This window comes from Cupriavidus laharis, assembly GCF_914271435.1.
Lineage (GTDB): Bacteria > Pseudomonadota > Gammaproteobacteria > Burkholderiales > Burkholderiaceae > Cupriavidus > Cupriavidus laharis.
Map to the genome: position 1 here is coordinate 237,261 of NZ_CAJZAI010000004.1, position 13,700 is coordinate 250,960.

The 13,700-nt window shown below is 64.7% G+C and carries 13 protein-coding genes and 1 tRNA gene; 12 read left to right on the forward strand and 2 right to left on the reverse strand.

Features of this window, described 5'->3' with window-relative positions; all coding sequences use genetic code 11:
* Nucleotides 1–69 precede the first annotated feature (69 nt).
* The 5 genes from LDO29_RS11040 to LDO29_RS11060 all read left to right on the forward strand — a co-directional run bounded on the left by LDO29_RS11040 (nt 70) and on the right by LDO29_RS11060 (nt 4,564).
* Nucleotides 70–855 (forward strand): SDR family oxidoreductase, encoded by a 786-nt coding sequence (locus tag LDO29_RS11040; RefSeq protein WP_224079823.1) that lies wholly within the window; start codon nt 70–72, stop codon nt 853–855.
* Nucleotides 856–1,129: 274 nt separating this feature from the next.
* Nucleotides 1,130–1,732 carry a TRAP transporter small permease gene (locus LDO29_RS11045; protein WP_224079824.1) on the forward strand — a complete coding sequence of 201 codons (603 nt, stop codon included), beginning with the start codon at nt 1,130–1,132 and terminating at the stop codon, nt 1,730–1,732.
* A complete protein-coding gene (locus tag LDO29_RS11050; protein ID WP_224079825.1) occupies nt 1,729–3,033 on the forward strand; it encodes a TRAP transporter large permease in 1,305 nt (434 codons plus the stop codon). The genes LDO29_RS11045 and LDO29_RS11050 overlap by 4 nt, the downstream gene beginning before the upstream one ends.
* A gap of 48 nt (nt 3,034–3,081) precedes the next feature.
* Nucleotides 3,082–4,110, forward strand: a complete 1,029-nt coding sequence (locus tag LDO29_RS11055; RefSeq protein WP_224079826.1) for a DctP family TRAP transporter solute-binding subunit — start codon at nt 3,082–3,084, stop codon at nt 4,108–4,110.
* Nucleotides 4,111–4,162: 52 nt separating this feature from the next.
* Nucleotides 4,163–4,564, forward strand: a complete 402-nt coding sequence (locus LDO29_RS11060; protein ID WP_224079827.1) for an acyl-CoA thioesterase — start codon at nt 4,163–4,165, stop codon at nt 4,562–4,564.
* A gap of 44 nt (nt 4,565–4,608) precedes the next feature.
* Here the strand turns inward: LDO29_RS11060 and LDO29_RS11065 are convergent, their stop codons facing one another.
* Nucleotides 4,609–5,154 (reverse strand): PAS and helix-turn-helix domain-containing protein, encoded by a 546-nt coding sequence (locus tag LDO29_RS11065; RefSeq protein ID WP_224079828.1) that lies wholly within the window; start codon nt 5,152–5,154, stop codon nt 4,609–4,611.
* A 172-nt stretch (nt 5,155–5,326) separates the two neighbouring features.
* Between LDO29_RS11065 and LDO29_RS11070 the strand changes: the two genes are divergently transcribed.
* Nucleotides 5,327–6,028 carry a CoA transferase subunit A gene (locus LDO29_RS11070; RefSeq protein WP_224079829.1) on the forward strand — a complete coding sequence of 234 codons (702 nt, stop codon included), beginning with the start codon at nt 5,327–5,329 and terminating at the stop codon, nt 6,026–6,028.
* A gap of 14 nt (nt 6,029–6,042) precedes the next feature.
* The gene (locus LDO29_RS11075) at nt 6,043–6,681 is read left to right on the forward strand and encodes a CoA transferase subunit B (RefSeq protein WP_224079830.1); all 639 of its coding nucleotides are present in this window, start codon (nt 6,043–6,045) and stop codon (nt 6,679–6,681) included.
* 68 nt (nt 6,682–6,749) lie between these two features.
* Here the strand turns inward: LDO29_RS11075 and LDO29_RS11080 are convergent, their stop codons facing one another.
* Nucleotides 6,750–7,526 carry a 3-hydroxybutyrate dehydrogenase gene (locus tag LDO29_RS11080; protein WP_224079831.1) on the reverse strand — a complete coding sequence of 259 codons (777 nt, stop codon included), beginning with the start codon at nt 7,524–7,526 and terminating at the stop codon, nt 6,750–6,752.
* A gap of 229 nt (nt 7,527–7,755) precedes the next feature.
* Between LDO29_RS11080 and LDO29_RS11085 the strand changes: the two genes are divergently transcribed.
* From LDO29_RS11085 to thrS, 5 genes are all read left to right on the forward strand, one after another.
* Nucleotides 7,756–8,640 carry an alpha/beta fold hydrolase gene (locus LDO29_RS11085; RefSeq protein ID WP_224079832.1) on the forward strand — a complete coding sequence of 295 codons (885 nt, stop codon included), beginning with the start codon at nt 7,756–7,758 and terminating at the stop codon, nt 8,638–8,640.
* A 59-nt stretch (nt 8,641–8,699) separates the two neighbouring features.
* Complete coding sequence (locus LDO29_RS11090; RefSeq protein WP_224079833.1) at nt 8,700–9,062, forward strand: RidA family protein; 363 nt, start codon at nt 8,700–8,702, stop codon at nt 9,060–9,062.
* Nucleotides 9,063–9,088: 26 nt separating this feature from the next.
* The gene (locus tag LDO29_RS11095; protein ID WP_224079834.1) at nt 9,089–11,308 is read left to right on the forward strand and encodes a RelA/SpoT family protein; all 2,220 of its coding nucleotides are present in this window, start codon (nt 9,089–9,091) and stop codon (nt 11,306–11,308) included.
* A 21-nt stretch (nt 11,309–11,329) separates the two neighbouring features.
* Nucleotides 11,330–11,406 (forward strand) — tRNA-Val (locus tag LDO29_RS11100).
* 369 nt (nt 11,407–11,775) lie between these two features.
* Nucleotides 11,776–13,683, forward strand: a complete 1,908-nt coding sequence (gene thrS / locus LDO29_RS11105; RefSeq protein WP_224079835.1) for a threonine--tRNA ligase — start codon at nt 11,776–11,778, stop codon at nt 13,681–13,683.
* Nucleotides 13,684–13,700 lie beyond the last annotated feature (17 nt).

A 13,700-nucleotide genomic window follows, 5' to 3' on the forward strand; every position in this document is an offset into this window, starting at 1 on the left:
GGTATTCTGCCTTCCGCCCGACATTAGGCAGGGTACGCCACACGGTCACGCCAGCACACAGAGGTAGATATGGGTTTGTCGATCAATCTGGAGGGCAAGGTCGCGCTGGTGACCGGCGCCTCAAGCGGGCTGGGCTCGCGTTTTGCAACCGTTCTGGCCGCTGCCGGCGCCAAGGTGGTGCTGGCCTCGCGACGCACGGAACGCCTCAAGGAGTTGCGCGCGTCGATCGAGGCCGATGGCGGCAGCGCCCATGTGGTGCGCCTGGACGTGACCGATCCGGCCAGCATCCGGGCGGCCGTGGCACACGCGGAAACCGAGGCGGGTTCGATCGACATCCTCGTTAACAATTCCGGCGTCTCCACGACGCAGCGGTTGACCGACGTCACCGCGGAAGACTTCGATTTCGTCTTTGACACCAATACCCGCGGCGCCTTCTTCGTCGCGCAGGAAGTGGCCAAGCGCATGATTGCGCGCGCCAAGGGCGCGGAGAAGAACGGCAACCCGCTGCCGCAGGCGCGCATCGTCAATGTCGCATCGGTAGCGGGCCTGAAGGTGCTGTCGCAGATCGGCATCTACTGCATGAGCAAGGCGGCGGTGGTGCACATGACCAAGGCCATGGCGCTCGAATGGGCGCGCCATGGCATCAATGTCAACGCGATCTGCCCTGGCTACATCGACACCGACATCAACCACCATCACTGGGATACCGATGCCGGCCAGAAGCTGATCCAGATGCTGCCGCGCAAGCGTCTGGGCAAGCCGGCAGACCTTGATGGACTGCTGTTGCTGCTGTCTTCGGATCAGTCGCAGTTCATCAACGGCGCCGTCATTACCGCCGACGACGGCATGGTCTGAGCCCGCCAGGGGCGTCAGGCGTCGCGCCGCCACTACGCTGCTCTTGGCCAAAAGCCAAAGGGCAGCGCTTGCTATGGATCCGCCCAGGGCTTATCCGGTCCCCTTGGGCGATATTCGAGCGCGGCTTCCACGCGGGTAGCGATAAAACCCGATACAGGGCGGGCCAGTCTTGGCATAATCCGCCATGTTTTCTGATTAAGTCTTTACATACAAATAAGCTGCGGTGGCCGATCAGCCCGATCCGCCCGAGCAGCCCGGACCGGAGGCCGGGGAGATGGAGCAACAAGAAGAGGCACGGCGCGACGCCGTGCCGCAACACTTCGTCGATTCCGCGGTGATCCCGCAGGCCGCAGACGAGGCGCAGGACACCGAATTCCGGGTTTCGCCCCGCGTCGAGGACTGGATCGGCGTGATCGTGATGGTGCTGCTGGTCTGCATCACCTTCGCCAACGTGGTGGTCCGCTATTTCACCGACGAGTCGTTTGCCTGGACCGAGGAGTTCTCGGTCTTCCTGATGATCGTGCTGGCACTGGCCGCCGGCAGCGCCGCGGTGGCGCGCGACCGCAACATCCGCATCGAGTTCTTCTTCGAGCGCGGCAGCCAGGCGCGGCAGAAGCGGCTGGCCATCCTGTCGGCGCTGGCCGTTGCCGTGATGTTCATCGCGCTGGCCGTGCTTGGCGCCCGTATTACCTGGGATGAGTACACCTTCGGCGAGACCTCGCCGGGCATTGGCGTGCCGAGCTGGTGGTACTCGGTCTGGCTGCCCTTGCTGTCGGTTGCGATCGCGTTGCGCGCGCTCGGGCTGATGGCGCGCAACGTGCGCGCGCTCAAGGCGCTGCATGCCGCCCGCAACGAACGGACGGGGCAGGTGCAATGACGCTGGTTGCCATCATCCTGTTCGTAGTCTTCATTGGCCTGATGCTGCTGGGCGTACCCATCGGCGTGTCGCTGGGGCTGGGCGGCCTGATTGCTATTGGCCTGTCCAATCTCGATACCCAGATGTTCGGCCTGCTGGCCGTGCCGCAGAACTTTTACGCGGGCCTGGCCAAGTATCCGCTGCTGGCCATTCCCATGTTCGTGCTGGTCGGCTCGATTTTCGACCGTTCCGGCGTGGCGCAGCGGCTGGTGACGTTTGCCATCGCCATCGTCGGGCGCGGTCCGGGCATGCTGCCGCTGGTGGCCATCCTGGTGGCCATGTTCCTGGGCGGCATTTCGGGTTCCGGCCCCGCCAACGCGGCGGCCGTCGGCGGCGTGATGATCGCGGCGATGTCGCGGGCCGGCTATCCGGGCTCGTACAGCGCCGCGGTGGTCGGCGCGGCTGCGGCGACCGACATCCTGATCCCGCCCTCGGTGGCCTTCATCATTTACAGCGTGCTGGTGCCGGGTGCTTCGGTGCCGGCGCTGTTCGCGGCCGGCATGGTGCCGGGCGTGCTGGCCGGCGTGGCGCTGATCGTGCCGGCGGTGTGGCTGGCCCGCAAGCACAATATGGGCGCCATCGAAGCCGCGCTGCCACGGCCGCCGTTCTGGAAGAGCCTGCGCGAGGCAGCCTGGGGCCTGGTGGCACCATTCCTGATCCTGGGCGGCATGCGCGCCGGCTGGTTCACGCCGACCGAGGCTGCGGTCGTGGCGGTGGTCTACGGCCTGTTCGTGGGCATGGTGATTTACCGCAGCATCGGCATGAAGGACCTGTTCGTGATCTTCCAGGAGGCGGCCGAAACCTCGGCCGTGATCCTGCTGGTGGTGGCGTTGGCGGGCATCTTCGCGTATGCGCTGTCCACGCTGGGCGTCATCGATCCGCTCGCGAACGCCATCGCCAACTCGGGGCTGGGCGAATACGGCGTGCTGGCGCTGATCGTGCTGCTGCTGATGACGGTAGGCATGTTCCTGGACGGCATCTCGATCTTCCTGATCTTCGTGCCGCTGCTGCTGCCGATCGCCAATGCCTTCCACTGGAACCCGGTGTGGTTCGGCGTGGTGCTGACGCTGAAGGTGGCGCTGGGCCAGTTCACGCCGCCGCTGGCCGTGAACCTGATGGTGTCGTGCCGGATTGCCCGCGTGCGCATGGAAGAGACCGTGCCCTGGGTGATCTGGATGCTGCTGGCGATGTTCATCGCCATGCTGATGGTACTGGCCTATCCGCCGCTGGCGACCTGGCTGCCGGATTACCTCGGCTATTGATGTTCCGCATTCACCAACAAGAATTGACGATTCCCGAGAGGAGATGAAATGAAACGTCGTGCCCTGATGCTTGCAACGGCTGCTGCGATTGCTGCTTCCGCTTTGGTCCCTGCGGGGGCGATGGCCCAGACCTACAAGTCCGAGTACAAGATGTCGCTGGTGCTCGGCCCGGCCTTCCCGTGGGGCAAGGGCGGCGAGATCTGGGCCGACCTGGTCAAGCAGCGTACCAACGGTCGCATCAATATCAAGCTGTACCCGGGCACCTCGCTGGTGGCCGGCGACCAGACACGCGAGTTCTCGGCGATCCGCCAGGGCGTGATCGACATGGCCGTGGGCTCGACCATCAACTGGTCGCCGCAGGTCAAGGAACTGAACCTGTTCTCGCTGCCGTTCCTGATGCCCGACTACAAGGCCCTGGACGCGCTGACCCAGGGCGAAGTCGGCAAGCATATTTTCGCCACGCTGGAAAAGGCGGGCGTGGTGCCGCTGGCCTGGGGCGAGAACGGTTTCCGCGAAGTCTCCAATTCCAAGAAGGAAATCCGCAAGCCCGAAGACCTCAAGGGCATGAAGCTGCGCGTGGTGGGTTCGCCGCTGTACATCGAGACCTTCAACGCGCTGGGCGCCAACCCGACCCAGATGAGCTGGGCCGATGCGCAGCCGGCCATGGCTTCGGGCGCAGTGGACGGCCAGGAGAACCCGCAGTCGGTGTTCGCCGCGGCCAAGCTGTACACCGTGGGCCAGAAATTCGTGACGACCTGGGGCTATGTGGCCGACCCGCTGATCTTCGTGGTCAACAAGCAGATCTGGGAAAGCTGGACGCCGGCTGACCGCGAAATCGTCAAGCAGGCCGCTATCGACGCCGGCAAGCAGGAAATCGCGCTGGCCCGCAAGGGCCTGGCCGAGCCGGGCGCGCCGGCCTGGAAGGACATGGAATCCCACGGCGTCAAGGTCACGCACCTGACCCCGGCCGAGCACGATGCCTTCCGCAAGGCGACCGCCAAGGTCTACGACAAGTGGAAGAAGCAGATCGGCGCGGATCTGGTGACCAAGGCGGAAGCCTCGATCGCCAAGCGCTAAGTCATCGGACAGGCCCGCCAGCGATGGCGGGCCTGTTGCTTTGGAGATCGTGATGAAGCACGTCTACACGGCGGTCATGCCGATCCGCTGGGGCGACATGGACGCAATGGGCCATGTCAACAACACCGTGTATTTCCAGTACCTGGAGCAGGCGCGCATCGAGTGGTTTGCATCGCTCGGGCGCGGCGGCAAGGATGCGAACGGGCAGGGGCCGGTCATCATCAATGCCCATATGACGTTCCTGAAGCAGTTGCGCTATCCGGGTACGATCGAATGCAGGGTGTATGCCGGGCAACTCGGCCGTACCAGCTTTGAGACCCGTATGGAAATCCGGCGTACCGACATGCCTGATGTGGTCTGGGCAGAGGGTGGGGCCAAGGTGGTGTGGTGCGATTATGCGGCGGAGAAGTCGGTGCCGGTGCCGGCGGAGATTCGGGCGATCATCGAAGCCTGATGATCCGAACGTTGCGAGGGGAGACACCCGCCTGAAACGAACCCTCAGTGGTTCACCAGCCGCTGCACCAGATCCACCGACGTACTCGCCCCATACTTTTTCATCAGCCGCGCCCGATAGATATCGACCGTGCGCGGGCTGATCGACAGGAGCTTGCCGATCTGCTTGCTGGTTTTGCCTTCCACGAGCTGCGCCGCGATATCGCGCTCGCGCGCCGTCAGTTCCGCCGTGACCTGGCGCTTCTGCGACAGGTCCTCGAACGTCCAGATACCCGCCCCAAGCGGCTGCGAGCGGTCCAGCGAGCGGCCGGTGACGTGGCACCAGAACAGCTCCCCGCTGGCCCGCTTCATGATCCGTTCGTCCGAATACATGCCCTGCTTGTTCATGATGGGCACGATGCGCGCGCCGGTGCGCTCGAACTCATCGGCGGTAGGGTAGAGCACCTGGAACGACTCGCCGATCAGCGCCTGCCGCGTGGTGCCGAAGATGCGGCAGACCTCGTCGTTGCAGTCCTCGATCATGCGCTCGCGGGACAGCACCAGCCCCACGGGGGCGAGCTGGAAAGCGGTCTGGTAATCGATGGCGGGCATCTACTTATGTATTTTTACGTAATGGCGTAGCTGGCGCAGCTTGCGTATCCTTTCGGTCGGACGAGAACGCGGCGCCCGCTGCCGATTGTACCGTTACAATTTCCTTGCGTCGTCCGCCGCACAACCCGGCGGCGGGATAGGCGACAGGGGACTACCGAGGAAGGAGCGAAGCATGAACAAGGTCTACGCCAGCGCCGCCGAGGCGCTTGCAGGCGTCGTCCGCGACGGCCAGACGATCGCCGTGGGCGGTTTTGGCCTGTGCGGCATTCCCGAGGCACTGATTGCCGCGCTGCGCGACACCGGCGTCAAGCAGCTGACCTGCATCTCCAACAATGCCGGCGTGGACGGTTTCGGCCTGGGCCAGCTGCTGGCCACCCGCCAGATCAAGAAGATGATCTCGTCCTACGTGGGCGAGAACAAGGAGTTCGAGCGCCAGTACCTGGCCGGCGAACTCGAACTGGAATTCACGCCGCAGGGCACGCTGGCCGAGAAGCTGCGCGCCGGCGGTTCGGGCATCCCGGCCTTCTTCACCAAGACCGGCGTGGGCACGGTCGTGGCCGAAGGCAAGGAAATCCGCGAATTCGACGGCGAGAAATACGTGATGGAGCGTTCGCTGACCGCCGACGTGGCGCTGGTCAAGGCTTACAAGGCCGACAAGGCCGGCAACCTGGTGTTCCGCCGTACCGCGCGCAACTTCAACCCGATGTGCGCCATGGCTGGCAAGTTCACCGTGGCCGAGGTCGAGCACATCGTCGAAACCGGCGATCTGGACCCGGATGAGATCCACCTGGCCGGCATCTTCGTCAAGCGCCTGGTGCTGAACGCCACCCCCGAAAAACGCATCGAGCAGCGCACCGTGCGTGCCGCCAAGTAAGAGGGAGAAACATCATGGCATGGACACGTGACGAAATGGCCGCGCGCGCCGCGGCCGAGCTGCAGGACGGTTTCTACGTCAACCTGGGGATCGGCCTGCCGACCCTGGTGGCCAACTGGGTGCCGGAAGGCATGGAAGTGTGGCTGCAGTCGGAAAATGGTCTGCTCGGCATCGGCCCGTTCCCGACCGAGGACGAAGTGGACGCCGACATGATCAACGCCGGCAAGCAGACCGTGACGACCCTGCCGGGCTCGTCGATCTTCTCGTCGGCCGATTCCTTCGCGATGATCCGCGGCGGCCATATCAACCTGGCCATCCTGGGTGCGATGCAGGTCAGCGAAAAGGGTGACCTGGCCAACTGGATGATCCCGGGCAAGATGGTCAAGGGCATGGGCGGCGCGATGGACCTGGTGGCCGGCGTGGGCCGCGTGGTGGTGCTGATGGAACACACCGCCAAGAAGAAGGACGGCACCGAGGACATCAAGATCCTGAAGGATTGCAACCTGCCGCTGACCGGCGTGGGCGTGGTCAACCGCATCATCACCGACCTGGGCGTCATCGACGTGACGGCCGACGGCCTGAAGCTGGTGGAAACGGCCCCGGGCGTGAGCCGCGAGGAAATCCAGAGCAAGACCGGCGCGACGCTGCTGTAAGCGCCGCCGCCCGGATGCAAAAAGCCCCGCTTCGCAGCGGGGCTTTTTTCGTCCCGGGGTGTCCGGATTTACTGCGCGACCCAGCCGCCGTCCATGTTCCAGATTGCGCCGCGCACCTGGCGTGCTGCCTCGGACGACAGGAAAACCGCCAGCGCGCCGAGCTCCTCGGGCGTGACGAACTGGCCCGACGGCTGCTTCTCGATCACCAGTTCGCGCTTGGCCTGCTCGACGGGGATGCCTTCCTTCTGCGCGCGCGCATCGACCTGCTTCTGCACCAGCGGCGTCAGCACCCAGCCCGGGCAGATGGCGTTGGCGGTGACGCCGGTCTGCGCGGTTTCCAGCGCAGTGACCTTGGTCAGGCCGACGATGCCGTGCTTGGCTGCCACATAGGCCGACTTCTGTGCCGAAGCCACGAGGCCGTGGGTCGAGGCGACATTGATGATGCGGCCCCAGTTCTTCTGCTTCATGCCGGGCAATGCCAGGCGCGTGGTGTGGAACGCCGAGGTCAGGTTGATGGCGATGATCGCGTCCCAGCGCTCGGGCGGAAAGTCCTCGATATTCGCCACGAACTGGATGCCCGCGTTGTTGACGAGGATATCGGCGCCGCCGAATTCGGACTCGGCATAGCGCATCATGTCCTCGATCTCGGAGGACTTGCTCATGTCCGCGCCGTGGTAGCCCACCTTGATGCCGGCGCCGGCCTGCGCGATCTCGCGCTTTGCGGCCTCCACGTCACCAAAGCCGTTGGCGATGATGTTGGCGCCCTGCGCCGCCAGTGCCTGCGCGATGCCGAGTCCGATACCGCTGGTCGAGCCAGTCACCAGTGCCGTCTTGCCTTTGAGCATGTAAGCCTCCGTCGAGATCGAGAGTCGAGAAAATAGGTGGCCGGACGCGGCCCGGCCGAACCGCTCCGCCTGCGCCACAGCGCTGCATGATGGGTGGCCGGATGCGGGCGGCGGCGTGCGTGGTCGCGCGCGCTTAGTGCTGTGGCATTGTAACCGCTGCGGCGTACAATCCTGCTTTGCTCAACCTCCGGCGACGCCCGTGCGGCGGCCGGTTCGTCAGGGAGTTCAGATGTCTGCCAGTCCGCGCCTCGGCTTCGTTCAGTGCATCAGTCCGGCGGGCCTGCACCGCATGGCCTACCACGAATGGGGCGATCCGGCCAACCCGCGCGTGCTCATGTGCGTGCACGGCCTGACGCGCACGGGCCGCGATTTCGACGCGCTGGCGCAGTCGCTGTGCGGCGAGTACCGCGTGGTGTGCCCGGACGTGGCCGGCCGCGGGCGCTCGGACTGGTTGCGCGATCCGGGCAGCTATGTGGTGCCGAAGTACGTGGCGGACATGGTTACGCTGATCGCCAGGCTGAACGTGGAGAAGGTCGACTGGTTCGGCACGTCGATGGGCGGGCTGATCGGCATGGGCCTGGCAGGGTTGCCGAATTCGCCGGTGCGCAAGCTGCTGCTCAACGATGTCGGGCCGCGCATCACGGCTTCGGCCGTGGAGCGGATCGGCTCCTACGTTGGGCTGCCGGTGCGTTTCAAGACCTTTGAAGAAGGACTGGCTTACCTGCAGACCATCAGCGCCTCGTTCGGGCGCCATACGCCTGAGCAGTGGCGCGAGCTGAATGGCGCGATCCTCAAGCCCGTGCAAGGTGCGCAGGGCCTGGAATGGGGTTTGCATTACGATCCGGCGCTGGCGGTGCCGTTCCGCAATACCACCCCGGAACAGGTGGTGGCGGGCGAGGCCACAATGTGGCAGCTGTTCGAAGCGATTGAGGTGCCGGTGCTGGTCGTGCGCGGCGCGCAGTCGGACCTGCTGCTGCGCGATACCGTGGCCGACATGGTGGCACGCGGCAAGCATGTCAGTTCGGTGGAGATCCCCGATGTGGGGCATGCACCGACTTTTATCGATCCGGCGCAGATCGCCGTGGCCCGCCAGTTCTTCCTGGGCGGTGCCTGAGCGGTGCGGGGCCGGGCCGGTGGTATCAACCAGAATTCGCTTTATTGGTTTTATTTGTCATGAGCAGCAATGAACTGAAGCGTGCCCACGTGGGCAAGCGCCTGTCCGAATACGCGGTGTACAACGGTGTGGTCTACCTGGCCGGACAGGTGCCCGAAGTCGACCCGAAGGCCGATATCCATGGCCAGACCCGCGAAGTGCTGGGCCATATCGACCGGTTGCTCGCCGAAGCCGACAGCGACAAGACGCGCATCCTGTCGTGCCAGATCTTCCTGACGGACATCGGCCTGATCGGCGCGATGAACGAGGTGTGGGACGCCTGGGTGCCGCAGGGCAACACCCCTCCGCGTGCTACGGTGGAAGCGCGCCTCGCCAATCCCGACTACCTGATCGAAGTGGTGGTGACCGCTGCGCTCAACTGAAGGCGGCGTCGTGATATGGTGACCCTATGGTGACGTCTACCGACCTGGCCGGCCAGGTTGCCGGCGTCCCGGACGCCGGCATGGTCGAGCGTGCGCTCGCGTATGTCCGCGAGCAGGCGGGCGAGGCCGTGCTGCCCACCGGGGAGTCGGTGCTCTCGCATGCGGAAGGGATGCTGCGCATCCTCGACGGCTTGCGCGTGGATGACGCCGCGCGAGCCGCCTGCTGCCTGTTCCCGCTGGCCGAGTTCGTGCCCGCGGCGGAAGCGGATATCGAGGCTCGCTTCGGCGAGGATGTCGGCAGGATGGTGAAAGGCGTGCGGCAACTGCTGCGCATCGGCGCCATCGCCGGCGGCCACGACGTGCAGGAGGCTTCGCGCAACGTGGCGCAGGCCCGGCACGAACAGGTGGAGGCGCTGCGCAAGATGCTGCTGGCCTTCGCGCAGGACATCCGCGTGGTGCTGGTGCGGCTGGCTTCGCGCCTGCAGTCGCTGCGCTGGCTTGCGCAGAACAAGCGCGAGCCGCTGCCGGGCCTGGCGCGCGAGACGCTCGACATCTACGCGCCGCTCGCCAACCGCCTGGGTATCTGGCAGATGAAGTGGGAGCTGGAGGACCTGGCCTTCCGCTTCGAGCAGCCGGATACCTACAAGCGCATCGCGCGGCTGCTCGATGAAAAGCGCATCGAACGCGAAGGCTATATTGCCAGCGCCATCGCGCGCCTGCAGTCGGAGCTGGCCGCTGCCGGCATTCCTGCCGAGGTGAGTGGCCGGCCCAAGCACATCTACAGCATCTGGAAAAAGATGCGCGGCAAGGAGCTGGACTTTGCCGACCTGTACGACGTGCGGGCGTTCCGCGTGATCGTGGACGATATCAAGGACTGCTACACGGTGCTCGGCATCGTCCACCATATCTGGCAGCCGATCCCGCGCGAGTTCGACGACTACATCTCGCGGCCCAAGTCCAACGGCTACAAGTCGCTGCACACGGTCGTGATCGGCGATGACGGACGTGCTTTCGAGGTACAGATCCGCACGCACGAAATGCACCACTTCGCCGAGTACGGCGTGGCGGCGCACTGGCGCTACAAGGAGGCCGGCAGCAAGGGCTACAGCGGACAGTTCGCGGCGAGCGACAGCTACGACGAGAAGATCGCGTGGCTGCGGCAGTTGCTGGCCTGGAAGGACGACGCCGACCATAGCGTGGCGCATGATGAATCGCCGTGGGAGCAGCTCAAGCATGCGGCCATCGATGACCACATCTACACGCTGACGCCGCAGGCGCGAGTGATCGCGTTGCCGCAGGGCGCCACGCCGCTGGACTTTGCCTACTACCTGCACAGCGACCTCGGTCACCGCTGCCGCGGCGCGCGTGTCGATGGCACCATGGTGCCGCTGAACACGCCGCTGAAGAACGGCCAGACGGTCGAGATCATCGCCGTGAAGCAGGGGGGGCCATCGCGTGACTGGCTCAACCCGGAGCTCGGCTACCTCGCCAGCAGCCGCGCCCGGGCGAAAGTGCGCGCGTGGTTCAATGCGCTGGACTCGCAGGAGACTATTGCGCAGGGACGCGTGCTGATCGACAAGACTCTCCAGCGCGAAGGCAAGACCGCGGTCAAGCTCGAAGACCTGGCGACGCGCCTCGGCTTCAAGTCGCCGGAAGAGCTTTTCGCCGCGGTGGCGAAGGAAGAGTTCAGCCTGCGGCATGTGGAGCACGCGCTGCGGCACCCCGAAGGCGAGGTGCAGGCCCCCGTCAGCGAAGAAGACGCCGTCACCAAGAAGAGCCGTGCCACCAGCGTGGCGCGTGGTGCCAAGTCCGGCGTGCTCGTGGTGGGCGTGGATTCGCTGATGACGCAGATGTCGCGCTGCTGCAAGCCGGCGCCGCCCGACGACATCGTGGGTTTCGTCACGCGCGGGCGCGGGGTATCGATCCATCGGCGCAATTGCCATACCTTTCAGCAACTCTCGGCCCGCGCGCCCGAGCGCGTGATCCAGACCGAGTGGGGCAAGAAGAGCGATGCGGTGTATCCGGTCGACATCCACGTCGAGGCCATCGACCGCCAGGGACTGCTGCGCGATATCTCCGAAGTGCTGTCGCGCGAGAAGATCAACGTCACCGGCGTGAAGACGCTGTCGAGCAAGGGGGTGGCGCGCATGCAATTCACGGCCGAGGTGTCGGAGGCCACGCAACTGCAGCGCGCGCTGTCGCTGATTGAAGATGTGCAGGGGGTATTGCAGGCGCGGAGAAAGTAAGGCTATAATTGCTGCTTCGCTAGGCTCGTAGCTCAGCTGGTTAGAGCACCACCTTGACATGGTGGGGGTCGTTGGTTCGAGTCCAATCGAGCCTACCAACGAATTGCAGTAAAGCAGTACAAGAGCAGTACAACAACACAGTGCGGCAAGTCCGATTCAACCTCACAAGGAACGGAAGGGCATCATGTTCATGACACCGCGAACTACTACCGCTGGCATGCGACAGTAGTCGAGGTGCGCCTCCGTCCCGGTTGGATCCGGGTTTGACAAAGAGAAACGCGGCCTTGGCCGCGTTTTTTTTCGTCTGTCGCCTGCCAGCTGCCTGATAAGCTTGCGCCCCTGCTGTGCGCAAGCGCGAAGAACGTTGCTGGTGCAACCCTTGCCGGGGTTGCGCCGGTGCTACAAGAGATGCAGTTTGATCCGCCCGCCGAGCGCCAGGCGCCGGGGTGGAATCCTGGAGAGTCGAAATGATCGCAATCACGCTGCCGGATGGGTCCCGTCGCGAGTTTCCTGGCCCGGTGACGGTTGCCGAAGTGGCGCAGAGCATCGGTGCGGGCCTGGCCAAGGCCGCGCTGGCCGGCAAGGTCGATGGCAAGCTGGTCGATACGAGCCATTCGATCGACCGCGATGCCGTGCTGGCCATCGTCACGGACAAGGACGCCGATGGCGTCGACATCATCCGTCACTCCACGGCCCACCTGCTGGCCTATGCGGTCAAGGAGCTCTACCCGGAAGCGCAGGTGACGATCGGGCCGGTGATCGAGAACGGCTTCTACTACGACTTTGCCTACAAGCGTCCCTTCACGCCGGAAGACCTCGCCGCCATCGAGAAGAAGATGACGGAGCTCTCCCGCAAGGACGAGAAGGTCACGCGCGAGGTATGGAACCGTGACGAAGCGGTGGCGTTGTTCGAGTCGATGGGCGAGAAGTACAAGGCCGAGATCATCGGCTCGATTCCGGCGGACCAGGAGATCGGCCTGTACCGCGAGGGCAAGTTCGTCGACCTGTGCCGTGGCCCGCACGTGCCGTCCACGGGCAAGCTGAAGGTCTTCAAGCTGATGAAGGTGGCCGGCGCCTACTGGCGCGGCGACGCCAACAACGAGATGCTCCAGCGCATCTACGGCACGGCCTGGGCGAAGAAGGAAGACCAGGAAGCCTATCTGCACATGCTCGAAGAGGCCGAGAAGCGCGACCACCGCAAGCTTGGCAAGTCGCTCGACCTGTTCCACCTGCAGGAAGAAGCGCCGGGCATGGTGTTCTGGCACCCGAAGGGCTGGCAGGTATGGCAGGCCGTGGAGCAGTACATGCGCGGCCGCCTGACGGCCGCCGGCTATGACGAAGTGCGCACGCCGCAGGTGATGGACCGTTCGCTGTGGGAGAAGTCCGGCCACTGGCAGAACTACAAGGAGAACATGTTCGTCACGGAGTCGGAAAAGCGCGACTACGCGATCAAGCCGATGAACTGCCCGGGCCATGTGCAGATTTTCAACCACGGCCTGCGCTCCTACCGTGACCTGCCGCTGCGCCTGGCCGAGTTCGGCGCCTGCCACCGCAACGAGCCTTCGGGCGCGCTGCATGGGCTCATGCGCGTGCGCGGTTTTGTGCAGGATGATGCGCATATCTTCTGCACGGAAGAGCAGATCGTGGCCGAGGCCAAGGCCTTCAACGAACTGGCGTTCTCGGTCTATGACGACTTCGGCTTCAAGGACGTGGCGGTGAAGCTGTCGCTGCGCCCCGACCAGCGTGCCGGCTCGGACGAGGTCTGGGACCACGCCGAAGAAGGCCTGCGCCTGGCGCTGCGCGCCTGCGGTGTGGAGTGGGAAGAGCTGCCGGGCGAGGGCGCATTCTATGGCCCGAAGGTCGAATACCACATCAAGGACGCCATCGGCCGTTCGTGGCAGTGCGGCACGCTGCAGCTCGACCTGGTGCTGCCCGAGCGCCTGGGTGCCGAGTACGTCGCCGAGGACAACTCGCGCAAGCGTCCGGTGATGCTGCACCGGGCGATCCTGGGTTCGTTCGAGCGTTTCCTGGGCATCCTGCTCGAAAACCACGCAGGTGCGCTGCCCGCCTGGCTGGCGCCGGAGCAGGTGGTTGTCATGAATATCGCGGAATCGCAGGCTGAATATGCCGAAAACGTCGTGCAATCGCTGCTAAAACAAGGGTTTAGGGCGAAGGCCGATTTGCGTAACGAGAAAATTACGTATAAAATCCGCGAGCATTCGCTTCAGAAGATCCCCTACCTGCTGGTGGTGGGCGACAAGGAGCGGGATGCCAATCAAGTGGCCGTGCGTGCCCGTGGCAACGTGGATCTGGGTGTGATGCCCGTCTCCGCGTTTGTGGAGCGTCTGCAACAGGACGTTGCCAGCAAAGCCTGATGGGTCGGAAGCACGGC

Bases quoted from the DNA above. Each gene is read 5' to 3' on its own strand.
- LDO29_RS11040 (WP_224079823.1), top strand. From the start codon at position 70: ATGGGTTTGTCGATCAATCTGGAGGGCAAGGTCGCGCTGGTGACCGGC.
- LDO29_RS11045 (WP_224079824.1), top strand. From the start codon at position 1,130: ATGGAGCAACAAGAAGAGGCACGGCGCGACGCCGTGCCGCAACACTTC.
- LDO29_RS11050 (WP_224079825.1), top strand. From the start codon at position 1,729: ATGACGCTGGTTGCCATCATCCTGTTCGTAGTCTTCATTGGCCTGATG.
- LDO29_RS11055 (WP_224079826.1), top strand. From the start codon at position 3,082: ATGAAACGTCGTGCCCTGATGCTTGCAACGGCTGCTGCGATTGCTGCT.
- LDO29_RS11060 (WP_224079827.1), top strand. From the start codon at position 4,163: ATGAAGCACGTCTACACGGCGGTCATGCCGATCCGCTGGGGCGACATG.
- LDO29_RS11065 (WP_224079828.1), bottom strand. From the start codon at position 5,154: ATGCCCGCCATCGATTACCAGACCGCTTTCCAGCTCGCCCCCGTGGGG.
- LDO29_RS11070 (WP_224079829.1), top strand. From the start codon at position 5,327: ATGAACAAGGTCTACGCCAGCGCCGCCGAGGCGCTTGCAGGCGTCGTC.
- LDO29_RS11075 (WP_224079830.1), top strand. From the start codon at position 6,043: ATGGCATGGACACGTGACGAAATGGCCGCGCGCGCCGCGGCCGAGCTG.
- LDO29_RS11080 (WP_224079831.1), bottom strand. From the start codon at position 7,526: ATGCTCAAAGGCAAGACGGCACTGGTGACTGGCTCGACCAGCGGTATC.
- LDO29_RS11085 (WP_224079832.1), top strand. From the start codon at position 7,756: ATGTCTGCCAGTCCGCGCCTCGGCTTCGTTCAGTGCATCAGTCCGGCG.
- LDO29_RS11090 (WP_224079833.1), top strand. From the start codon at position 8,700: ATGAGCAGCAATGAACTGAAGCGTGCCCACGTGGGCAAGCGCCTGTCC.
- LDO29_RS11095 (WP_224079834.1), top strand. From the start codon at position 9,089: ATGGTGACGTCTACCGACCTGGCCGGCCAGGTTGCCGGCGTCCCGGAC.
- thrS (WP_224079835.1), top strand. From the start codon at position 11,776: ATGATCGCAATCACGCTGCCGGATGGGTCCCGTCGCGAGTTTCCTGGC.